This is a genomic window from Deinococcus proteolyticus MRP (genome assembly GCF_000190555.1).
Classification (GTDB): domain Bacteria; phylum Deinococcota; class Deinococci; order Deinococcales; family Deinococcaceae; genus Deinococcus; species Deinococcus proteolyticus.
Genome location: NC_015161.1, coordinates 1,341,291 through 1,361,637 on the forward strand (window position 1 = coordinate 1,341,291; position 20,347 = coordinate 1,361,637).

Here is a 20,347-nt window from a genome sequence, read left to right on the forward strand (position 1 = left end):
TGGGGCCGCTATGCCCCACGAAGACCTGCTCTACAGCGCTCAGCAGCTTTCTCCCTCCCACAAGAGTCAGCTTAAGGAACTGGTCAAGGCCGTAGCCCGTGGCACTTATCAGCCCACTCTGCTGCCTGCGTCTGCTGACCCAACGCTGCTGAATACGCTCAAGCGGTTCACGGCCCTGAAAAAGGAGTCCAGGCAAAACTATTACCTCAAACTGGCTTTTATTCTTGTAGGCAGGCAGGTCGAAATCAGGCCGTTCCTGGCCCTGACGAGAGACAGTCAGGTTCAGGCGGTGGACTTCAGGAGCTTGGATACAGCTCTGCTCAAACCCTTACCTGCCTACCAGAAGCCTAAAGGCACCGTACTGGAACTCAATCTGGCCTACATCGTCGCTAGCGATGAGGTCCGCGACAGCCTTGCCAGAACTTTAGAGAGAATCGCCAGCAAGTTGGCAGGAGACGTCCCTGAACTCCGCCAGCCGCAGATCAGCAGTCCTGCTCCCGTGCAGTTCAGGCCCGCCCCGCCCCCATCTCTGACGGTGAGCAGCTCCCCGCCGACCACGGTTCTCAAGCAACTGCCAGCCGCCAGCCTAGAGCCGGAGATTTCGCGGCCCGCTCAGCAGTTGGTCAGCGTGCAAAAAACGTTGAGAAAGCCGCTGGAAGCTGCTGATTTCGCGCTTGCCTTGGCTGCAGCCTTCTCGCTGCTTTTGCTGTTCCGTTCTGTGGTAGCCGGCCTTTTCGGGGCAGCGATTGCCCTAAGCATTTCATGGATGAGAAACCAGCAAACGGTTATGGTTAAAGAAGAACAGCCGCTAGGTCGAGACGACATCATCCTGAATTCTCTAGCCGACTACGAGCAGGAACTTATTGCCATTATTCGGCAGCATTCAGCCAGCAGTGAAGTGGGCCGCGCAGCGGCTACCCAGCTTGGTCAGGTGCGGCAGGCGGCCCGCGAGTTAGGCAATCAGCACAACTCGGAGCAGGCACAGCGCACCGTGGGTGAGATAGGCCATTACCTGAGACAAATCAGGAAAAACGGTTAATCACCTTCGTTTGACGGTTCGGTCTTTTGCCGCCTCTTCCCCCGCTTGGGCGCAGGAGGTTCGGGGGCGTTCCAGCCCTGCAACTGCTCCGCTGTCGCGCCCAGCCTGAGCAGTTCGGCGCTGTCGAGCGGGGTCAGGCCAGCGGTGGGCAGCAGGTCGGGGCGGCGCTGGTAGGTTTTGCCCAGTGCCTGCGCCCGCCGCCAGGCGGCAATAGCGGCGTGGTTGCCGCTTTGCAGCACGGCGGGTACGCCCTCCCCTGCCCACTCGGGCGGGCGGGTGTACTCGGGGTAATCCAGCAGGCCCGAGCTGAAGGAATCGTCCTGATGCGAGGCCTCCGCGCCCAGCACCCCAGGGACCAGCCGCGACACCGCTTCCATGATGCAGGCCGCCGCCGCTTCACCGCCCATCATCACAAAGTCACCGATGCTGACCTCGCGGGTCACCAGCCGCTCCACACGGGCATCGAAGCCCTCGTAGCGCCCGCAGAGGATGACCCAGTGCCCCCCCTGCGCGGCCCAGGCTTCAGCGGTGGCCTGACGGAAGGTTTCACCGGCGGGGGTCAGCATCACCACCTCATCAATAGGTCGCTCGGCACGTAGAGCGTCCAGGGCGCGGGCCACCACATCCACCCGAATCACCATGCCCGCGCCGCCGCCGTAGGGGGTGTCGTCTACCTTGTGGTGCTTGTTGGCGGCCCAGTCGCGCAGGTCATGCAGCCGCACATCCACCAGCCCCCGCGCCTGCGCCTTGCCCAGCAGGGCTTCGCTGGCAAAGGGGCGCAGCAGCTCGGGGAACAGGGTAAGGACGGAAAAAGTCAGGGCGGGCGTAGTCACTCGCCTGCGTCCTCCGCGCCATCGTCAGCGTCGTCGTAGTCGTCGTGCTCGTCGTAATCATCGTCGTCGCCCAGCAGGCCAGCGGGGGTGTCTTCGGTCAGGCGCACGCGGGCAGGTTCGCCGTCCTCGCCCGCTTCAATCAGCACGTAAGGCGCTTGCAGCGGCACCTGCGACTCGCCGTAGTCATGCGATACCACCAGCAGGTCCTGATGGCCCATGTCCATCACGTCTACCACTTCGCCTAGGTGCTCGCCAGCGCTATCCAGCACGGGCAGGCCGCGCAGTTGGTGGTAGTAGTAGCTGCCCTCTTCCAGTGCGGGCAACTCGTCGTCGTGGGCGTAGACATTGGCTCCGCGCAGGTCGGCGGCGGCCTCGCGGGTCTCGATACCGCTGAGGTGCAGCGCGATGCCGGGGTACAGCAGCTCGGCGCGGCGCAGCTTCAGCCAGCCCCAGCCTTCCACCCACACGCGGGGCAGGTCCACCAACTGCTCAGCCTCGCCCAGCACGAACAGTTTCACGCCACCTTTTAGCCCCTGCGGCCCCAGAAAATAGCCGACGCGGGTGGTGTTCTCAGGGGCCTTTTTGGTAGCGGTCAAGAGCGGCGCTCCCGGCGGCCCTGGAAGCCGCCCTTACCCTGTGCACTGCTGCCCTGTGCACTACGCGGACCGTCCAGGTCCACGTTCAGGCGGGCGCGGGGCGGTGTGGCGCTGCGGGCCAGCGTGCGAATGGCCTGAATGACACGGCCCTGACGGCCGATCAGGCGGCCTTCTTCGCCTTCGCCCACCCGAATCAGCAGGGTCTGGCCCTGGCGGCTGACCTGCACGCCGGCGGGGTCGTCCACCACCTGCCCGGCCAGAAACTCCACCAGCTCGGCCACGTCAATGTCCGGCTCGCCCGCTTGGGGGCCGAAAGAATAGTCTGTGTCGCGGTTCATCCGGCCAGTTTAGCAAGGGGGGTAGGGACGGTGGATGGTCGGGTCAAAAGGGCTAAGGGGCTGAACGCCTGGCGGGAGACTCTGGGACAGCGTCCAGCGTCTGTCATCCATCAGCCCTCCTTCTCCCCTGCCCAGGCCCGCACAACTTTCCACTGTGCGCCGTCACCGTCCACCACCGCCACCAGCTCGCCCGCGTGGGTCACGGTCAGACGGCCGGTTTCGGGGCGGCGGGGGCGCTTGCCCTGCCTCAGCTCGGTGGCGGTCTGCGCGGGCACCTCTACCACCTCAAACGGCAGGGCGCTCAGGTCGCTGTGGCCTGCGGCTTCTGCAACTGCGTCCAGCTCCAGGCAGTCCGCCAGGTCGTAGCGGCCTGCACGGGTCCGCAGCAGTCCCGCGAGGTGGGCAGGCACGCCCAGCGCCGCACCGAGGTCACGTGCCAGCGAGCGCAGATAGGTGCCGCTGCCCACCGACGCCCGCACCAGCAGCGTCGGAAAGTCGCCCAGCGCGGGCGGCAGGGGCACCGGGCGGCCAGCGGGGTCAGGCTGCCAGCCGTCCGCGCCCCGGCTGACGTGAGCTGGAGCCTCGGCCAGGGTGGGGTAACTACCCAGCAGGTCCAGGCGGTGAATGGTCACGGGCCGCGCGGGCAGGTCCAGCGTGCCCCCCCGCCGCGCCACGTCGTACGCCCGCACGCCGCCCACCTGAATGGCCGAATATTGCGGAGGCACTTGCTCGATATTGCCCACGAACTGCGCCAGCGCGGCCTCTACCGCTTCAGCCGTCAGCGGCGGGACGGGGGCCTGCACCTCAACCGGGCCTTCGGCGTCAAGGGTGGGCGTGCCTGCGCCGAGGCTTATCCAGGCCAGGTAATCCTTGGAGTCGCGCTCCATGAACTGCACCACCTTGGTGCTGTCCTCCACCGCCACCACCAGCACCCCCGTCGCCAGCGGGTCCAGCGTGCCGGTGTGGCCCACCCGCCGCGTGCCACGCAGCCGCCGTACCCGGCCCACCACATCGTGAGAAGTGAGGTTCAGCGGTTTGTCCACGGCAAATACAGGCATGAGGGACAGTGTACGGGGACGGAGAAGCAGGTGGGGGCTGGAAGCTACGGAAATTTCTTTCCGCCTTCCGTCTGGAGGCCAGAAGTCCTGCCCAGACCCTTGTCCCTGGCCCTCCTTCGGCTCCCCAGACCATCCCATGCTCTAGGATGCAGGGCGTGCGCTTCCGTTGTTTTCCGTCTGTTTTGACGCTGTCTGCACTGGCTGCTTTCCCCGCTCACGTGCAGGCGGCCCCCACACAGACAACCCCGATACAGGTACGCACAGGGCAGACAGGCACAGCACAGACAGGCCAGGGCGGCTGGGCACAGGTCGCTCCCGGTCAGTGGGCCGACCCGGCAGGACAGTGCACCTACCGGGCCGAGCGGCGCGGGCAGGCCTTTCCGGTGCTGCGCGACCACGCTGCGGCAGTGCGGCTCTCAGGTGCACTCAGGGAGGGACTGAGCCGTCAGGGCGTGCGTGACATTCAGGTGCGCCCGGTGGCACGTGGGGCCGTGTGGGGGCTGTTCGCCTCCTATGTGTATCCCAGCGCCCAGGGTGAAGCGCAGGTGGCACAGCTGTATCTGTCCCAGGGCGGCGTACTGCGAACCGTGACTGCCAGCACCCGCGCCCAGACCGTCTCGGCAAGGCCACTGAATCAGCAGGCTGCGGGCGCAGCTCCGGCCCCGGCGGCCTGCTGGCCGGACCTGGCCCGCTGGGTCGAGTTCAGCGCCGGATGAGGGCAGCGGTATGGCCCGCCGGGTAGACCCCGTTCAGGACCGGCAGCGCCGCACCGCACTGGTGGGAGCGGCGTATCAGGCCATCTTCGAACGCGGCTACCACGCGGTGACCCTGGCCGATATCGCCGCCGAGGCCGGAGTGAGCCGGGGCACGCTGATGTACCACTTCGGCTCCAAGGCGGGCCTGCTGACGGCGGCCATGCAGCGCTTTACCCGCACCATGACCGCCGCCACCCGCCGGGCGCTGCGGCAGGCCGGCACCCCCGAAGCCAAACTGCGGGCCTACGTGGAAAACCAGTTCTACGGCGTCGAGAACACCCGCCGCTTCTATACCGTGTGGCTGGACTTTCAGAGCGCCGCCACCCACGACCCCGCGCTGATGACCGTGCAGCGCGAGTTTCTGGCCCAGACCCACGCGCTGGACCTGGAACTGGCTCGGCTGGGCGCCAGCGACGGTGCCGACGCCCGCGCCCGGCAGCTGCGGGCTTTGGTGGAGGGCCTCAGCCTGCGCTTCGTGGCGGATGCAGCCCCGGACCTGGAAGCGTACCGGCGGGAATGTGAGAGCGGGGTGCGGGCGTTGCTGGGCTTAGCGGCCACGGGCGACTCCGCTCCCTGACCAGTCGGCAACCGCTCAAGTATCCAGGCGGCGCACGCCGTAGCCGGAGGGATAGCTTTCGCTTAGGCCAAGGACACGGAGGCTCCCCACCGACTGCGGGCAGACTCCCACAGCGGCTGGACGGCCAGTAGCGATATCCAACCCATATATGACCCCTTTGGCCTGATTCGGCGGGGAGCAGACGGCCCGGCCCGGAAACGCCAGAACATTCGGCACGCCCAGCCTGCGGGGACGCACGGTGGTCCGCCCACGGTACTGCACCATGACTGCTCCTTCGGCAGAAGTGGACGTGTGGCGGGTCAGGATAAAGAGGTCACCATCCAGCCTGCCTTTCCAGCAGCTCCCGCCTGCAAGGGCTGACCCGTTTGCAACTGTGCGCCGTAGTGGTAAAGCTGCGCCGACTGGCCGTCACTGGCCTGCCGGACCGAGACAGCGTGCCACAGGTTGGGACAGCGGGTAGACGGCACGATAGGCCACGCTGCCGCGCCTGCAAACACCGGCGGCCCCTCTACGGCGTGAGCAGGCACGGCCAGAGCCATACCGCTACACAGCAGCAGAGTGGCGAGGGCATCAGCCGCTTTGATGGGCTGACCCTAGCATGTGGTAGACCCGAATTCCCCCCCTCAGCGCCCGAAATACTCCGGCAAATCGGCCTCGGTAATCAGCACGTCACGCGGCTTGCTGCCCTGGTGCTTGCTCACGATGCCCATCGCTTCGAGCATGTCCATCAGCTTGCCGGCGCGGGCGTGGCCCACACTCAGGCGGCGCTGGAGGCGCGACACGCTGCCCTGACCTTCTTCCACCACGATTTGCGCGGCCTGCCGCAGATAGGGGTCTGAAAAGTCCATGTTGGAGGGGTCGGCTCCGGGGCCTTCGGCTCTCACAGCCCCGTCAAAGTCCGCGCCGTAGGCTTCCACAAAGGCGTCCTCAAAGATCATCCGCTTGAGCAGCCCCGTCACGCGCACCGATTCTTCCTCGCTGATGAATGGCCCTTGCAGGCGGACTGGCTTAATCAGGCCCGGCTGGTAGAACAGCATGTCGCCCATGCCGGTCAGCCGCTCGGCCCCCAGCGAGTCGAGAATGGTGCGCGAGTCGTGGCCGCTGCTAACCGCAAAGGCCACGCGGGCAGGCACGTTCACCTTAATCAGCGAGGTCAGGATGTCCACGCTGGGCCGCTGCGTCGCCAGCACCAGGTGCATGCCGGTGGCCCGCGCCATCTGCGCCAGCCGCATAATCGCCGCTTCCACTTCCTTGGGGCTGGTAATCATCAGGTCGGCCAGCTCGTCAATGATGATGATGAGGTGCGGCAATTCCGGCTCGCCGGTCTGGCGCATCTTGGCGTTGAACTGCCCCAGGTTCTTGGCCCCCACCTGACTCATCATCTTGTAGCGGCGCTCCATGTGGGCCACTGCGCCGAGCAGCACGCCTGCCGCGTCCATCGGATTGGTGACCACCCCGCGCACCAGATGCGGAATGCCGTCGTAGGGCGTCAGTTCCACCATCTTGGGGTCAATCATCAGGAATCTCAGCTCCTGCGGATAGAAGCGGTACAGCAGCGAGTTGATGAGGGTGTTCACACACACCGACTTGCCCGAACCCGTGCTGCCTGCAATCAGCAGGTGCGGCATCTTGGCGAGGTCGCCCACCAGCAGCTCGCCGTCAATGCTCTTGCCAAGGATGATGGGCAGCGCCGCTTTCGAGCGCTGAAACGAGGGCGAGGCCACCGCCTGATGAAAGGTCACGGGTTCGCGGTCGGCGTTGGGCACTTCCAGACCAATGACACTTTTGCCCGGTACAGGCGCTTCAATGCGGACCCCGGCCACCGCCAGAGCGCGGGCCAGGTCGTTGGAAAGAGACGCGATACGGCTGATTTTCTCGCCGGGTGCGGGTTCGATTTCGTAGCGGGTGACGGTGGGACCACGGGCGAAGTCCACCACCCGTCCTTGCAAGCCGAACTGCGAGAGGGTCTCGTCAATCAGCGCCGCCCGCTGCCGCGCCGACACGTCCAGCGCGGCGGTGTTGAGTGCCGCGGCGGGGATGGGGTCCAGCAGGTCGGTCGACGGCAGCGCCAGTTCCAGCGCTCCTTGCTTGGGCTGCGGCCTTTCATACGGCGCAGGGCTTTCAGGCGCGGAATGCACGCTCAGAGTGGAGCGGGCCGCTCCCACGCGGGAGCCTTCCCAGGGGGGCGTGTCGGCGGTGCGCTGAACCGCTTGGGCAGGCGGGGCGGGAGGTTGCCAGTCGTCCGCAAAGCTGTCGTCCCCGAAACTGTCGTTCGCGGAGCTGTCGTTCATGGAGCCGTCATTCACAGGGGCACCGGAGGCCGGCTCATGGCTGGGCAGGGAGACTTGCCGGGCACGGGGCGCGGGGCGCTCCAGCTCTTCCAGCTCGGCCGCAGCAAAGTCGAAGGCAGGGGGGGCCGGTTGTGCGGGCACAGGCCGGGACCGGGCAGGAGCCGATGCAGGAGCCGGCCCAGAACCAGGCGGCACAGAATGGGCGGGCGACGCAGAGGCAGGCGCAGCAGGGCGAGCAGCGGTCACGCGGTCAGGCCCACTCTCCGGGACAGGCTGGGAGGCTGCACTCCCGGGCAGGCTGCCCACCGGCGCCGGAAACGTCCCGTCCTGCAGTGCCTCTGCCCAGGCAGCCCGTTCACGGAGGGTGTCCAGCGGTTGGGCGGCCAGGGCCTTGGCGAGGGCCTCGGCGGCCTCCTCGCTGGGCGAACGGTCATAAGCGGCCGCCAGGTCAGGCCAGCCGGCAAACAGCGGCTCCAGGGTCTGCCAGTCGGCCCAGCTCTCGGACAGGCTCTGCCAGCTTTCCCGGCGCCCGTCATGGGCGCGGCTTTCGCGGCTCAGCAGCTTGAGGCGGGCCGCCAGCGTGGGGGCTTTTTTGCCACTTTTGGCTGCCCTGGCCAGCTGCGCGTCGGCTGCGCTGCGGGCCCGCTCCAGCCGGCCAGCCCGCTGTGAGAGGCGGGTCAGCTCACCCACCAGACTGCGGCGCACGGTGTCCAGCGCAGCACTGGCCTGGGTGGCGTGCAGCTCGGTGCCCAGTTCGCAGCGTCCGGCCCGGACAGCGGCGGCCTGGGCCTCTATCTGTGCAGGTACGTCTGCGGCGGCCTCTGCTTCGGTATTCAGGCGGGCCCGCAGGGCGTCCAGCTCCTGCACGGTGGCGTCTTCCAGCGCCCGGTCCCAGCCCTTCAGGCTGGCCGCATAGTGTGCCACGTCCGCCTCGGACAGGCCGCGCACCTCGGCTAGCACGCCGCGCACCTCGGTGTCTTGCAGCTTCATCTCGGCGTGCTCGGGCCGCACGTCCAGCAGGCTGCGCAGCTGCGACAGATGCCGGCGCAGTTCACCGCGCAGAGCGCTGCGGGCACGGGCGACCTCGCGCCCCTCACGGCGCTCCTGCACCAAGTCACCCATCCGGTCGGCTCCGGTCACAGCGGCGCGGCTAAAGCCCCGACCCACCTGCCGGAAGTGGCTTAGGGGGGCTTGCCCGCGCAGCAGGTCCAGCCCCAGCAATGCCAGGGCCAGCGGCAGCAGCAATGCCGCCAGCCCAATGACCGCCAGCACCGGGCGCAGCAGGCCAGTGGCCAGCGCCCCCGACACCGCCGGCCAGAAGGGAGCCAGCAGCAGCGAGACGGCCAGCGCCAGCAGCAGGCCGCCCAGCAGCCGCCGGCTGAAGCCCCGCAGCGAACGCCCGCTGAAAATCAGGGCGCCGTAGCCCAGCGGCACCAGTGGCAGCAGATAAGCGGCCCAGCCCAGCCACTGCACCAAGAAATCGCGTACCGTGCCGGTCAGGTTCAGCCCTTCGGCTGGCCGCTGGTCGGTCAGGCGGCCGGCGGCCAGCGAGTCGAGCAGCGGCAGCAGCAGGGTCAGGGCCAGGAATAGGCCCAGGGCAATCAGCAGCAGGCCGGCCGCTTCGCTGTCCAGAGGAAAGCGGGAAGCGGGCACCGCCGGCTGGCGGGCGGCAGATTTGGGCTTGCGCCCCGGAGCGCTACGGGCCTTCGACACGTCAGGCAGCATATCAGGGCCCCGCGCCGGGTGAGAAAGGGGCGTATCCTTCCTTTATGCCGGCTGTCCTTCCCTTTCTTGAGCTCCCGGCCACGCTGCGCCGGGAGATGTGGGCCCACGCCCAGGCCGAAGCGCCACGTGAGTGCGTGGGGGTGCTTGGCGGGCAGCTACAGGCGGGCGGCGGGCAGGCGCAGGTCTACCTCCCGCTGCCCAACGTTGCGGCCCGCCCGCAGGTGGAGTATCAGGCCGACCCTGCCGCGCTGCTCCGGGCACTCCGGGCTTTTCGCGCCGGTGCGCTGGAGCTGTGCGGAATCTTCCACAGCCACCCGCAGGGCCCGCAAACTCCCAGCGCTGCCGACCGCGCCGGCGCCGGGTACGACGTGCCCTACCTGATTGCCGACCTGCGGGCGGGCACGCTGCGGGCCTTTGTGCTGCCGGGCGGGGACGAGGTGGCCTTGCTTCCCGCCTCCGGGCTGCTACCCTGGCGGACGTGACTGCCGCCTCTCCCACCCACGCTGCTCCGGCCCGGCTGACCCGGCTGGCCTGGGCCAGTGTGGGCATCGCCGCGCTGGTGCTGGGCCTCAAGTGGGCGGCTTACCTGCTGACCGGCTCGCTGGCCCTGTATTCGGACGCGCTGGAAAGCATCATCAACGTGGCCGCCGCCGCCGCCGCCCTGATTGCGCTGCGGGTGGCCGCCCGCCCCGCCGACGACAACCACCCGTTTGGTCACTCCAAGGCCGAATATTTCAGCGCAGTGCTTGAAGGCGTGCTGATTGTCCTGGCGGCCCTGGCCATCCTGTGGGAAGCGGGGCCGCAGCTGCTCAGCCCGGCCCCGGTGGAGTTGCCCCCGCTGGGCCTGGCCCTGAGCGTGGTGGCTTCGGTCATCAACGGAGTGTGGGCTTCACGGCTGCTCGCAGCGGGTCGCCAGCACCGCTCCCCGGCCCTGCTCGCCGACGGCAAGCACCTGATGAGCGACGTGGTGTCGTCGGTGGGGGTCCTGGCCGGCGTGGGGCTGGCACGGCTGACCGGCTGGCACGTGCTGGACCCGCTGCTGGCCTGCCTTGTGGCATTGAACATCCTCTGGAGCGGCTGGCACCTGATGCGCGACTCGGTGGGCGGCCTGATGGACGCCGGCGCCGACGCGGGAACCCAGGCCCGTATCCGCGAGCTGGTGGCCGAACACGCCGCTGGAGCCCTAGAAGCCCATGATCTGCTCACCCGCACGGCTGGGCGGCTGACCTTTATTGAGTTCCACCTGGTCGTGCCGGGCAGCATGACGGTCGCAGAAGCCCACGCCATCTGTGACCGGCTGGAAGAGGTGCTGGAAGCCGAAGTGGAAGGCGCCCGCGTGACCATTCACGTGGAGCCGCAGGACCAGGCCAAGCACAGCGGCGTGCTGGTGCTTTAGGCGTACCCCGCTTAGTGACAACACCTCCTTACGGCTTAGTCCTAAGCTAAGGCCATGACCCTCCTGACCGGACTGGATCACGTGCTGATTGAGGCTCCCGCTGACTGCGAAGCCGCTGCACGCCACTTTTTCGGCGATATTCTGGGTTTGCCGGAGCTGAGCAAGCCTCCAGCCCTGGCGGCCCGGGGTGGCTGCTGGTTTGGCCTGCCCGACGGAAGGCAACTGCATATCGGCGTGACCCCAGACTTTCAGCCGCGTAAGAAAGGGCATCCAGGCCTACGCTGTCAGCAGTTAGACCAAATTTCGGCACACCTAAGCAGGCACGGCATCCCCCATCAAGCTGACGCTGAAGCTGGCGTAGCACGCATCTTTTTGGATGACCCCTGGGGCAACCGACTGGAAATCGTGGAAGGGCAACATCCATCCAAGCCGACTTGAACCGCCGCTGCCGGGGCGCTACAATTCTCAGTTGGCAAAGTGGGGTGCAAGACAGGCACCTAACGACTTCAAAACCCAGCTTTTCCAAAAGCCTGAAGTGGCCTGCCCCCCGGACGGCAACCGTGCGCTGCGCGTGTTGAGCCGCCTACCAAGGAGAACTATGCCCAAGATGAAGACCAAAAAGAGCGCGGTGCGCCGGATCAAGATCACGGCCACCGGCAAAGTGATGGCGTTCAAGAGTGGTAAGCGCCACCAGAACACCGGCAAGAGCGGCAACGAGATTCGCGGCAAGGGCAAGGGCTTCGTGCTGGCCAAGAGCGAATGGGCCCGTATGAAGGCGATGAAGCCTTACGCAGGAGGTAAATAATGGCTCGCTCTAAGACCGGTATCATCCGCCGCCGCCGCCACAAGAAGGTCCTGAAGCGCGCCAAGGGCTTCTGGGGTACCCGCTCCAAGCTGTACCGCAATGCTTTCCAGACCCTGCTGAACGCCGCGACCTACGAGTACCGCGACCGCCGCAACAAGAAGCGCGACTTCCGCCGCCTGTGGATTCAGCGTATCAACGCCGGCGCCCGCCTGCACGGTATGAACTACTCCACCTTCATGAACGGCCTCAAGGTGGCTGGCGTGGACCTGAACCGCAAGGTGCTGGCCGACATCGCTGCCCGTGAACCCGAAACCTTCAAGGCCCTGGTGGACACCGCCAAGCAGGCCCGTGAAGGCCAAAAAGCCGCCTGAGCCCCTGCTCAGCGTCAGGCAGCCGCCCTCCGGGGCGGTTTTTTTGAATGGGGGTTTGGTGGGCGCTGGCCGGGAAAGAGGGAGGCGCTTCGCTCCTTAGACGCTCCCTCTCCCAGCCAGCGCAGCGGACCCGTCCGCTATCCTCCCTCCCCCCTTACCCGCCTGCGGCCTGCAGCCCCTACACTGTCTTCCATGAGCGTAGTTCTTGGCGTAGATATTGGCGGCAGCGGCATCAAGGCCGCGCCGGTTGACCTGAATACCGGCGAACTGCTGGCCGAACGGATGCGGCTGCCCACCCCTGAGGGTGCCGAGCCGGACGCGGTGCTGGATGTTCTGGGGCGACTGGTGCGGCACTTCGACCACCGGGGCACAGTGGGCATCACCTTTCCGGGCATCGTGCAGCAGGGGCGGACCCTGAGTGCCGCCAACGTGAGCAAGAAATGGGTGGGCATGGACGCCGACACCTTTATGACGCAGGGCCTGGGCAGTGACTACGATGTCCACCTGCTCAACGACGCCGACGCTGCTGGCCTGGCCGAGGCCCGCTTCGGGGCAGCGCAGGGCGTGCGGGGCGTGGTGCTGGTGGTCACGCTGGGCACCGGCATCGGCTCGGCGCTGCTGAATGACGGCGTGCTGGTGCCCAACACCGAACTGGGCCACCTGTTTCTGGACAGCCGCAGCGGCAAAGCGCGGCATGCCGAGAGCTGGGCTTCGGCCAAAGTGCGTGAGGACAAAGAACTGAGCTACGAGGAGTGGGGCGGGCGGGTCAGCCGCTACCTGAGCCACCTGGAACTGCTGTTCAGCCCCACCCTGTTCGTGCTGGGCGGCGGGGTCAGCAAGAAGGCCAACAAGTGGTTGCCCTACATCCAGCTGGAGCGCAGCCGCGCCGTGCCGGCCGCACTGAAAAACGAAGCCGGCATCGTGGGCGCAGCCATGTACGCTGCGGGACAGGCCCCCAGCCTGGGCGAAGGCTGAGGCTCACTTGCCCGACTCTCTCCCCGTGCTGGAGGTCTGCGTGGACAGCCTGGGCAGTGCCCGCAGCGCCGTGGCGGGCGGGGCCGACCGGCTGGAACTTTGCAGTGCGCTGAGCAGTGGCGGGCTGACCCCTTCGCCGGCCCTGACCCGCAGCGTATGTGCGCTGGGTGTGCCGGTGCATGTGCTGATTCGCACCCGTGAGGGACCGTTTTCCTACATCCCAGACGAAGTGGAAGTCATGGTGGAAGAAATCCGGGATGCTGCGCAGGCTGGAGCTGCCGGGGTGGTGGTCGGCGCACTGGACGCTGGCGGCAGGTTAGACGCCGCGGCCATGCGCCGCTGGGCCGAGATCGCCGCCGGCGCAGGCATCAGGGCCGTGTGTCACCGCGCTTTTGACCTCAGTACTGACCTGACAGGCAGCCTGGAGCAGCTGCAGGCCTGGGGCTACAGCGGCGTCCTGACCTCCGGAGGTGCGCCGGGGGCGCTGGCCGGCGCCGACAGGCTGCGGCGCCTGCGCGAGCAGGCCCGGCCCGGCTTCGAGGTGCTGGCCGGCGGCGTGCGGCCAGAAGGGCTGGCCGAACTGCTGCGCCGCAGCGGGGTGACGGCCGTACACGGGTCGTTCTCGGCGCTATGGCCAGCCGAATCTCCCGCCACCAGCCTGGGCTTTGACCTGCGCGAACGCCGCACCGACGCGGAGCAGGTGGCACAGGCCCGGCGCATCTTGCGGGTTGCGGCGGCATCTCAAGTTCCAGCGACGCAACCTGACCAGCGCGAGGAGTAGGAAACTTTGGGCTAAAGCGGTACGCAGTCACCTGGAAGGCTTGCGGCGGAATGTCGCGGAATGGACCGCAGTGCATATCTGGCACAGTACATATCCGGCGCGGTGCATATCTGGCACAGTGCCCTCCGAAGCAAGTGCACCCAGCGCCGTCCCGCCTTTCAGGAACATACTGGGGCCATGACCGACCCCCAGCCCGCTCCCCTTGCTGACGACTTCTCCCCCGTTCTCTACACTGCCCAGACCCTCTTTACCGGCCTGGGCGGGGCGCAGTCGCCGGGCGCAGTGGTCGTCTCACGTGGCACCGTGGCGGCCACCGGGCACCCGGACCTGCTGCGCCGCAACTTCCCGCACGCCCGCGAGGTGGACGCCGGGGCCGTCATCTCGCCACTGCCGGCCAACGCGCACACCCACCTGGACATGAGCGCCTACCGCTTTCAGGCACTGCCCTATTTCCGCTGGATTCCCGAAGTGGTGGTGGCCCAGCAATCACAGCGCGGGCTGGCAGGGGCGCTGACCGGCGCCGGGGTTCTGTCCGGGCTGGGGCAGCCGCTGGGCGACATCGTGTGGGACCCGGCGGTCATGGAAGCGCTGCTGCCCCGCGAGCACCTGCGCGGCGTGCTGTATTTCGAGGTGCTGGGGCCCCGGCCCGAGCAGGCCCAGGAGCGCTTCGCCCGCTTCCGTGAGCAGGTGGAGGGCTTCCGCCGCCTGGAGCGCCCCGGCGGCCTACGCGTAGGCGTGTCGCCGCACGCCAGCTATACGGTCAGCGCCCCGCTGCTGCGGCTGGTCACCGAGTACGCGGCGGGTGAGGGCCTGCCTATCCAGATTCACGTGGGCGAACATCCCAGCGAAACCGAACTGTTCGCCACTGGCGCGGGGCCGCTGTGGGAGCACCGCATTCCGGGCCTTTATCCAGACACCTTTGCCGAGGTGATGGGCCGCGCACCGCAGGCGGGCCTGACCCCGGTACGCTACCTGGACGAACTGGGGGTGCTGCGGCACCAGCCCACGCTGGTCCACATGGTGAACGTGAACGCGGACGACATCCGCCGGGTGGCCGAGGCCGGCTGCGCGGTGGTCAGCTGCCCGCGCTCCAACACCAACTTGGAATGCGGGCGCTTTCCGCTGGCCGAGTATCTGGCGGCGGGCGTCGAGGCAGCGCTGGGCACCGACTCGGTGGCAAGCGGCGAGACGCTGGATATCCGCGACGAGCTGAACTTTGCCCGGCAGCTTTACCCCGAGATGGACCCCCGACTGCTGCTGCGGGCCGCCGTCAAGGGCGGAGCGCGGGTGCTGGGCCTGAAGGTGCCGCCCATCCGCCGGGGCGAGCGCTGGCAGGCAGAGTGGGTATGGGACGGCCCCAGATAGCCCACCCCGATAGCTCAGCACACGTGGCACGGAATACGGAGTAGGGAGAGAGCGGCAGAAGGGCCTTCAAGCCTTCCGCCGCCTTCTTTCAGCTTAAGAGAAGCCAAATCCGACTTGTCCGCTGGGCTTTCTGCGTTGCAGACGGCATCGGAAGGGCGTACAATTCCCTTAGTAGGAATGATTCTCAATAAGAATCTTCCCTCCGAAGGAGCCTAGCCATGACCGCACCGCACACTGTCCGCCCTGACGGCACCCCCGCCACGCCCCCGCCGCAGCGTGAGGCTCCGGCCACCGCCACCTTTCACCTGTCGCCGGAACTGCGCCGCGCCGTGCTGCTGACGGCACTGACCCTGCTGGGCCTGCTGCTGGGCCTGGCCGGTGAACATCTGCTTGATCTGCCTGCGCTGATGTGGGGCGGCTACGGGTTGGCCTTCCTGACTGGCGGCATTCCGGCAGCGCGTGAGGCCATCCACACCCTGACCACCGAGCGCCGGCTGGATGTGGACCTGCTGATGGTGCTGGCCGCGCTGGGAGCCGCCAGCATCGGGCAAGCGGCGGACGGTGCCATTTTGCTGCTGCTGTTCAGCCTGTCCAACACCCTGCAGGACTGGGCGATGGGCCGCACCAAGAACGCCATCGCCGCGCTGATGGACCTGAATCCGGCCGGCGCAACCGTCCGGCGTGACGGCACCGAGCGCTGGTGTGAACTGGGCGAAATTCGCGTGGGCGACCTGCTGCTGGTCCGCCCCGGCGAACGCATCGCGGCCGACGCCCGCGTGGTGCGCGGCAACACCGCCGTAGACGAGTCGCCTATCACTGGCGAGAGCCGCCCGGTGGACAAGGCCGTGGGCGCCGAGCTGGCTTCAGGCACCGTGAACCTGAACGGCAGCGTGGAGGCCGAGGTGCTGCGCCCCGCCGGCGAAAGCACCCTGGCCCGGCTGGTGGGGCTGATGGAACAGGCCCAGACCGAAAAAAGCCGCACCGAATCGCTGACCGAGCGCTGGGAAAGCCCCTACGCAACAGCCGTGCTGCTGGGCGTGCCGCTGGTGTTTGCCGGGCTGCACTACCTGGGCGGGCTGGACACGGCGGCGGCCTGGTACCGCGCCATGACCTTTATGGTGGTTGCCAGTCCCTGCGCGGTGGTCATCTCCACCCCCGCCGTGATGCTCAGTGCGATGGCGGCGGCGGCCAGGGGCGGCGTGCTGTTCAAAAGCAGCGCCGCGCTGGACACCCTGGCCGGCGTGAATACCGTGGCCTTCGACAAGACCGGCACGCTGACCCAGGCCAAGATGACCCTGACCCGCGTGGTGGCCGACGACGAAGCTGCGGCCCTGGCACTGGTCGCCGGCCTGGAAGCCCACTCCGAGCACCCCATCGCCCACGCCATCGTGACGGCGGCGCAGGAGCGCGGCGTGGCGCCGCAGCCGGTGGAAGGCGCACAGGCGATTCCCGGCCACGGCATTGAGGCGCGGCTGAGCAGCGGTGAAAAGGTTTGGGCCGGCAACCTGCGGCTGATGCAGCGTGAGGGCGCGGCCCTGACCCCCGCCCAGGCGGCGGCCCTGGCCGAGCTGAACGCACAGGGCAGCTCCAGCGTGGTGGTGGGCGCCGGCGCCCGCGTGCTGGGTGTGATGGGTGTGGCCGACGCGCTGCGGCCGGGCATCGCCGGGGCCATTGCGGACCTGAAGTCCGCCGGCATCGCCCATCCGGTGATGCTGACCGGCGACAAGGCGGAAGTGGCCGCCAGCGTGGCGCGTGATGTGGGCCTGAGCGAGTACCGCGCCGAACTGCTGCCCGAGGACAAACTGCGCCTCATCGGGGAGCTGCCCGGCCCGGTGGCGATGGTAGGCGACGGCGTAAACGACGCCCCCGCCCTGGCCCGCGCCGACCTGGGCGTGGCCGTGGGCTCCGGCACCGACGTGGCCATCGAATCGGCCGACGTGGTCCTGATGCAAAACGACCTGGGCCGCCTGGCCGGAGCTGTGCGGCTGGCCCGCGACGCACGGCGCACCGTGCGCTTCAACCTGCTGTTCGCCTTCGGCATCATTCTGCTGGTGTCCCCGCTGGCGATTGCCGGGCAAGTACCGCTGCCCCTGGGCGTGGTGGCGCACGAGGGCGGCACGGTGTTCGTGGTGTTCATGGGCCTGCGCCTGCTGCGCCGCCAGCTGTAGGTGGGCCGGCTCCGCTATTTGCTGAAGTCACTCAAGCCGGACGTATCCAGGCCAGCCGTACCCCAGTGCAGCCGTAAACCAGACAAGGAGAACCGAGATGGCCCGTGATGATAGGCACTGCCAGAACAATGACACGGCCAGCGCACGCCCCTACAAGTGGCTGGCCGCCGCCTGCACCCTGCTGCTCCTGCAACTGATTCCTTACGGCCGCGCTCACAGCAACCCGCCTGCAGAGGCCCAGCCCGCCTGGGACAGCCCACGCACCGAGCAGCTTTTTACCCGCGCCTGCGCCGCATGCCATAGCAACCAGACCGAGTGGCCCTGGTATTCCCAGGTCGCCCCCGCTTCGTGGCTGATTCAGCGGCATGTGGACGAGGGCCGCTCCAAATTCAACGTCAGCGTGCCCGGCTTTGGCCCCGAAGCGGATGAGGCTGCGGCAGCGGTGCGTGAAGGCGAGATGCCCGAAAAAACCTACCTGCCGCTGCATCCGGAGGCCCGCTTGACCCCGGCAGAGACGCAGGCGCTGGTCAGCGGCCTGCACAAGACCTTCGGCGGCGAGGCCAGCCAGGAGAAGGGCGCCGACTGAGGCCGAGGGCGCCATACGCTTGCGCCCGGAGCACGTCAATATTCGCTCAAGGCCGCAGCCACCTGTCAGCCGGACCCGGCACGGTAGGCTCAGGACAGCTCACACAGAGGAAATGCAGAGGAGGTGCAGCAGATGACCGACCAGAATCATCCCGCGCAGGGTCAGACCAGCCCAGAAGGCGGCGACAAGGATACCAACAGCCTGCACGACATCAAGGACGTTCAGAAGCAGGACATGCTGGAAAAGGGCCGGCAGATGGATCAGACCCCCGAAAGTGTCAAGGACACCGACCAGGGCCAGCATCCCCAGCAGTTGCCCCGCCGCTGACCTACCCGCCATAAAAACGCCCCAGCACCGCCTAGGGCGTTTTCCATGTTTTGTAGGCAGGATTCGGGCCGCGCAGGCAGGCTCTATAGTGGAGGAACTGTGAGCACCTTAACTTCCAAGTGGACGTGGCTGGCCGCCGGACTCCTCGCGTCGGCGCTGCCGGCTGCCCAGGCTCAGGCCGGAACACAGGCCTCCAGTCTCCAGACTGTGCGCAGCCAGGCCGCCCCCATTTCAGCCAGCAGCTACGTGACGGTGGGGCAGTTCTACTACGGCCAGGGCAACTTTCAGCGGGCGGCGGTGGCCTACGGAGCGGCGGTGCAGGCCAACCCCACCAACCCCGACGCCCTGCTGGGCCTGGCCCGTAGTCAGACCCGGCTGGGCCAGAGTGCCGAGGCGATTGCCACCCTGGGGCGGCTGACCGAGCTGGACCCCAGCAATATCAGCGCCCGCATCGCGCTCTCGCAGGCACACTCGCTCGCCTTCCGGCAGGCCCGGCTGCCCAGCGCAGGTGGCGTCCAAGCGGGCACGACCAGCCCCAACCTGAAAGCTGCCCTGGCCGCCCTGGACGCAGCCGAGCGGGTGCTGCCCAGCATTCCCGCCAGCCGCCGGGGCGCTGAAGCCAGCAAAATCTGGAACGAGCGCGGGTACGTGCTGCGCTTCCAGGGCGACCTGCCGGGCGCCGTTCACGCCTTTCAGGAGGCCAGCCGCCTGAACCCGCAGGAAAGCGTGATTCTGTTCAACCTGGCCGAAACCCAGTACGCCGGCGGCGACCTGCGGGCGGCCACCGCCACCCTGCAGCGCGCCGTGCTGGCCCAGCCACGCGACGGCATCAACCGTGCCTATTTCGCCCGGCTGCTGGCCGAAGGCGGCAACTTCGCCGTGGCCCGCCCGCAGGCGCAGCTGGCCGTACAGCTGGCCCCGAACAGTGCTTACGCTGCTGGGCAGCGCGGGGTGGTCAGTTACCTGGCCCGCGAACCGCAAACTGCCCGCGCGGAGCTAGAGCGGGCGCTGCGGCTGGCCGGCGGCAACTACCCCGACTTCTCGTACTACCTGGGACGGCTCAACCTGGACGCCGGCGATCTGACCCGCGCCCGCGCCAACTTCACGGACGCCGCCGCGACCGGCGAGAACCCCGAAGCGTTTTATTTCCTGGGTCTGAGCCTGGAGCGCAGCGGCGCGGGCGTCAGCGCCGAGCCGGCCCGCGCCGCCGAAGCCTACCGCCGCGCCCTGGCCCTGCGCCCTGGCTACACCGAGGCCAGCGAGGGGTTGGAGCGGTTGAACCAGCGGCCCTGAGAGAATCATAACTGCGGCAGCCGCCCCGGCATGGGAGCGGCTGTTTTTTTGTGCAGCAGGGCCGCTGTCGCCAGAAGCCGCGAAGGGACTAACGTTTCTAGTGCCATAAGATCAAACACAATACATCTGTCAAGCAAAGACCATATCCGATGAAAAATTGTCAGCCAACTTGTATTCCGGCTTCCGTTCGGAACGTTTGACGCGGGCTAATCTTGGACTCGATTCAATCAATCAAAGGATTCAGGCGTGGGGGCGCTCCTGCAAAGGAGCTTTCCAGCGCCCTGAAGTCGGTTGGGCCGGCACGCAGCGGCTCCGCCGTGGAGGATGATATGCACAAGACCCTGATGGCTTCCCTTACCCTGGGCGCGGCCCTGACCCTCGGCACTGCCGGTGCACAGAGCCTCAGCGCCGCGCAGAGCAAACTGAATGCAGGCGACTGGCAGGGCGCCGCCAAAGCAGCGGCTGCGCTAAACACCAGCGACGGCTACGCCCTGGCCGCCGAGGCCACCACCCTGGGCGCCGGCCTGACTGGCGGCGGCAAGGCGATGTACACGCAGGCACAGGCCTACGCCCAGAAGGCAATCGGCCTGAACAAGAACAACGCCGAAGCCTACTTCGAACTGGCCCGCGCTCAGGGCCGCCTGGCTCAGACTGCCGGCATCATGCAGAGCCTGAGCCTGGCCGGCAGCATGAAGTCCAACCTGCAAAAAGCCATCAGTCTCAAGCCCAACATGGCGAGCGCCTACGTGGCGCTGGGTCTGTGGCACGCCGAGCTGTACGCCAAAGGGACCGCTGCCCGCGCTGCCACCGGAGCCAAAGCCGACCAGGTCGTACCCAATTTCAACAAGGCCGTGAGCCTGGAGCCGAACCGCATCATCCACCGCCTGGAATACGCCCGCGCACTGATGCTGCTGGGGGGAGGCAACAAGGCCCAGGCCGCCGCCCAATTGAACAAGGCTGTGTCGCTGCCCGCCACCACCTTCTGGGACAAGCGCGACAAGCAGGCCGCGCAGCAGCTGCTGGCCAAGCTGAAGTAAGAGGCCAGTGCCAATAAGGGGCGGGCGGTGC

General features: G+C 67.5%; 23 protein-coding genes. 16 read left to right on the forward strand and 7 right to left on the reverse strand.

Annotated features, from left to right (window positions below):
• The first annotated feature begins 10 nt into the window (after positions 1-10).
• The gene (locus DEIPR_RS06400; RefSeq protein ID WP_013615022.1) at positions 11-1,039 is read left to right on the forward strand and encodes a hypothetical protein; all 1,029 of its coding nucleotides are present in this window, start codon (positions 11-13) and stop codon (positions 1,037-1,039) included.
• On the opposite strand, the gene trmD is transcribed toward DEIPR_RS06400, so the two are convergent.
• The 4 genes from trmD to truB form a co-directional block, all read right to left on the reverse strand.
• Positions 1,036-1,872, reverse strand: coding sequence for a tRNA (guanosine(37)-N1)-methyltransferase TrmD (gene trmD, locus DEIPR_RS06405; protein WP_013615023.1), 837 nt, complete (start codon positions 1,870-1,872; stop codon positions 1,036-1,038). The genes DEIPR_RS06400 and trmD overlap by 4 nt on opposite strands.
• Positions 1,869-2,468 carry a ribosome maturation factor RimM gene (rimM, locus tag DEIPR_RS06410; protein WP_013615024.1) on the reverse strand — a complete coding sequence of 200 codons (600 nt, stop codon included), beginning with the start codon at positions 2,466-2,468 and terminating at the stop codon, positions 1,869-1,871. The genes trmD and rimM overlap by 4 nt, the downstream gene beginning before the upstream one ends.
• The gene (locus DEIPR_RS06415; RefSeq protein WP_013615025.1) at positions 2,465-2,806 is read right to left on the reverse strand and encodes a KH domain-containing protein; all 342 of its coding nucleotides are present in this window, start codon (positions 2,804-2,806) and stop codon (positions 2,465-2,467) included. The genes rimM and DEIPR_RS06415 overlap by 4 nt, the downstream gene beginning before the upstream one ends.
• A gap of 110 nt (positions 2,807-2,916) precedes the next feature.
• On the reverse strand, positions 2,917-3,864 hold the full coding sequence (gene truB, locus DEIPR_RS06420; RefSeq protein WP_013615026.1) for a tRNA pseudouridine(55) synthase TruB: 948 nt from the start codon (positions 3,862-3,864) through the stop codon (positions 2,917-2,919).
• A gap of 182 nt (positions 3,865-4,046) precedes the next feature.
• On the opposite strand from truB, the gene DEIPR_RS06425 reads away from it, so the two are divergent.
• Both DEIPR_RS06425 and DEIPR_RS06430 read left to right on the forward strand, forming a co-directional pair.
• Positions 4,047-4,580 (forward strand): hypothetical protein, encoded by a 534-nt coding sequence (locus tag DEIPR_RS06425; protein WP_049775086.1) that lies wholly within the window; start codon positions 4,047-4,049, stop codon positions 4,578-4,580.
• A gap of 10 nt (positions 4,581-4,590) precedes the next feature.
• Positions 4,591-5,196, forward strand: coding sequence for a TetR family transcriptional regulator C-terminal domain-containing protein (locus DEIPR_RS06430; RefSeq protein ID WP_013615028.1), 606 nt, complete (start codon positions 4,591-4,593; stop codon positions 5,194-5,196).
• A gap of 15 nt (positions 5,197-5,211) precedes the next feature.
• Here DEIPR_RS06430 and DEIPR_RS13915 read toward each other — a convergent pair whose 3' ends face one another.
• The 3 genes from DEIPR_RS13915 to DEIPR_RS06435 all read right to left on the reverse strand — a co-directional run bounded on the left by DEIPR_RS13915 (position 5,212) and on the right by DEIPR_RS06435 (position 9,212).
• Entirely contained in the window at positions 5,212-5,460 is a 249-nt protein-coding gene (locus tag DEIPR_RS13915) for a hypothetical protein (RefSeq protein WP_013615029.1), read from the reverse strand.
• A gap of 35 nt (positions 5,461-5,495) precedes the next feature.
• Positions 5,496-5,735, reverse strand: coding sequence for a hypothetical protein (locus DEIPR_RS13920; RefSeq protein ID WP_013615030.1), 240 nt, complete (start codon positions 5,733-5,735; stop codon positions 5,496-5,498).
• 84 nt (positions 5,736-5,819) lie between these two features.
• A complete protein-coding gene (locus tag DEIPR_RS06435; RefSeq protein WP_013615031.1) occupies positions 5,820-9,212 on the reverse strand; it encodes a DNA translocase FtsK in 3,393 nt (1,130 codons plus the stop codon).
• A 44-nt stretch (positions 9,213-9,256) separates the two neighbouring features.
• Here DEIPR_RS06435 and DEIPR_RS06440 point away from each other — a divergent pair, with 44 nt between their 5' ends.
• The 13 genes from DEIPR_RS06440 (at position 9,257) to DEIPR_RS06500 (ending at position 20,316) form a co-directional block, all read left to right on the forward strand.
• The gene (locus DEIPR_RS06440) at positions 9,257-9,694 is read left to right on the forward strand and encodes a M67 family metallopeptidase (protein ID WP_013615032.1); all 438 of its coding nucleotides are present in this window, start codon (positions 9,257-9,259) and stop codon (positions 9,692-9,694) included.
• On the forward strand, positions 9,691-10,608 hold the full coding sequence (gene mntE / locus DEIPR_RS06445; RefSeq protein ID WP_013615033.1) for a manganese efflux transporter MntE: 918 nt from the start codon (positions 9,691-9,693) through the stop codon (positions 10,606-10,608). Before DEIPR_RS06440 ends, mntE begins: the two co-directional genes overlap by 4 nt.
• Before the next feature lie 54 nt (positions 10,609-10,662).
• On the forward strand, positions 10,663-11,046 hold the full coding sequence (locus DEIPR_RS06450; protein ID WP_013615034.1) for a VOC family protein: 384 nt from the start codon (positions 10,663-10,665) through the stop codon (positions 11,044-11,046).
• 160 nt (positions 11,047-11,206) lie between these two features.
• Positions 11,207-11,413: a 50S ribosomal protein L35 gene (gene rpmI / locus DEIPR_RS06455; protein ID WP_013615035.1), complete on the forward strand. Its 207-nt coding sequence runs from the start codon at positions 11,207-11,209 to the stop codon at positions 11,411-11,413.
• Entirely contained in the window at positions 11,413-11,784 is a 372-nt protein-coding gene (gene rplT, locus DEIPR_RS06460; RefSeq protein ID WP_013615036.1) for a 50S ribosomal protein L20, read from the forward strand. The genes rpmI and rplT overlap by 1 nt, the downstream gene beginning before the upstream one ends.
• Positions 11,785-11,976: 192 nt before the next feature.
• Positions 11,977-12,759 carry a polyphosphate--glucose phosphotransferase gene (gene ppgK, locus DEIPR_RS06465; protein WP_013615037.1) on the forward strand — a complete coding sequence of 261 codons (783 nt, stop codon included), beginning with the start codon at positions 11,977-11,979 and terminating at the stop codon, positions 12,757-12,759.
• Between the two features lie 7 nt (positions 12,760-12,766).
• On the forward strand, positions 12,767-13,540 hold the full coding sequence (locus DEIPR_RS06470; protein WP_013615038.1) for a copper homeostasis protein CutC: 774 nt from the start codon (positions 12,767-12,769) through the stop codon (positions 13,538-13,540).
• Between the two features lie 177 nt (positions 13,541-13,717).
• Positions 13,718-14,905, forward strand: a complete 1,188-nt coding sequence (locus DEIPR_RS06475) for an amidohydrolase family protein (protein ID WP_041221977.1) — start codon at positions 13,718-13,720, stop codon at positions 14,903-14,905.
• 218 nt (positions 14,906-15,123) lie between these two features.
• Positions 15,124-17,073, forward strand: a complete 1,950-nt coding sequence (locus tag DEIPR_RS06480) for a heavy metal translocating P-type ATPase (protein ID WP_013615040.1) — start codon at positions 15,124-15,126, stop codon at positions 17,071-17,073.
• A 97-nt stretch (positions 17,074-17,170) separates the two neighbouring features.
• Positions 17,171-17,659: a heme-binding domain-containing protein gene (locus DEIPR_RS06485; protein ID WP_013615041.1), complete on the forward strand. Its 489-nt coding sequence runs from the start codon at positions 17,171-17,173 to the stop codon at positions 17,657-17,659.
• 132 nt (positions 17,660-17,791) lie between these two features.
• The gene (locus DEIPR_RS06490) at positions 17,792-17,986 is read left to right on the forward strand and encodes a hypothetical protein (protein ID WP_013615042.1); all 195 of its coding nucleotides are present in this window, start codon (positions 17,792-17,794) and stop codon (positions 17,984-17,986) included.
• 99 nt (positions 17,987-18,085) lie between these two features.
• On the forward strand, positions 18,086-19,279 hold the full coding sequence (locus DEIPR_RS06495; RefSeq protein ID WP_013615043.1) for a tetratricopeptide repeat protein: 1,194 nt from the start codon (positions 18,086-18,088) through the stop codon (positions 19,277-19,279).
• A gap of 329 nt (positions 19,280-19,608) precedes the next feature.
• Positions 19,609-20,316 (forward strand): hypothetical protein, encoded by a 708-nt coding sequence (locus DEIPR_RS06500; RefSeq protein ID WP_013615044.1) that lies wholly within the window; start codon positions 19,609-19,611, stop codon positions 20,314-20,316.
• Positions 20,317-20,347 lie beyond the last annotated feature (31 nt).

Bases quoted from the DNA above. Each gene is read 5' to 3' on its own strand.
- DEIPR_RS06480 (WP_013615040.1), top strand. From the start codon at position 15,124: ATGACCGCACCGCACACTGTCCGCCCTGACGGCACCCCCGCCACGCCC.
- truB (WP_013615026.1), bottom strand. From the start codon at position 3,864: ATGCCTGTATTTGCCGTGGACAAACCGCTGAACCTCACTTCTCACGAT.
- DEIPR_RS06400 (WP_013615022.1), top strand. From the start codon at position 11: ATGCCCCACGAAGACCTGCTCTACAGCGCTCAGCAGCTTTCTCCCTCC.
- rplT (WP_013615036.1), top strand. From the start codon at position 11,413: ATGGCTCGCTCTAAGACCGGTATCATCCGCCGCCGCCGCCACAAGAAG.
- DEIPR_RS13920 (WP_013615030.1), bottom strand. From the start codon at position 5,735: ATGGCTCTGGCCGTGCCTGCTCACGCCGTAGAGGGGCCGCCGGTGTTT.
- DEIPR_RS06435 (WP_013615031.1), bottom strand. From the start codon at position 9,212: ATGCTGCCTGACGTGTCGAAGGCCCGTAGCGCTCCGGGGCGCAAGCCC.
- ppgK (WP_013615037.1), top strand. From the start codon at position 11,977: ATGAGCGTAGTTCTTGGCGTAGATATTGGCGGCAGCGGCATCAAGGCC.
- DEIPR_RS06450 (WP_013615034.1), top strand. From the start codon at position 10,663: ATGACCCTCCTGACCGGACTGGATCACGTGCTGATTGAGGCTCCCGCT.
- DEIPR_RS06430 (WP_013615028.1), top strand. From the start codon at position 4,591: ATGGCCCGCCGGGTAGACCCCGTTCAGGACCGGCAGCGCCGCACCGCA.
- DEIPR_RS06490 (WP_013615042.1), top strand. From the start codon at position 17,792: ATGACCGACCAGAATCATCCCGCGCAGGGTCAGACCAGCCCAGAAGGC.
- DEIPR_RS06475 (WP_041221977.1), top strand. From the start codon at position 13,718: ATGACCGACCCCCAGCCCGCTCCCCTTGCTGACGACTTCTCCCCCGTT.
- DEIPR_RS06440 (WP_013615032.1), top strand. From the start codon at position 9,257: ATGCCGGCTGTCCTTCCCTTTCTTGAGCTCCCGGCCACGCTGCGCCGG.
- DEIPR_RS06415 (WP_013615025.1), bottom strand. From the start codon at position 2,806: ATGAACCGCGACACAGACTATTCTTTCGGCCCCCAAGCGGGCGAGCCG.
- DEIPR_RS13915 (WP_013615029.1), bottom strand. From the start codon at position 5,460: ATGGTGCAGTACCGTGGGCGGACCACCGTGCGTCCCCGCAGGCTGGGC.
- DEIPR_RS06485 (WP_013615041.1), top strand. From the start codon at position 17,171: ATGGCCCGTGATGATAGGCACTGCCAGAACAATGACACGGCCAGCGCA.
- DEIPR_RS06500 (WP_013615044.1), top strand. From the start codon at position 19,609: ATGCACAAGACCCTGATGGCTTCCCTTACCCTGGGCGCGGCCCTGACC.
- rpmI (WP_013615035.1), top strand. From the start codon at position 11,207: ATGCCCAAGATGAAGACCAAAAAGAGCGCGGTGCGCCGGATCAAGATC.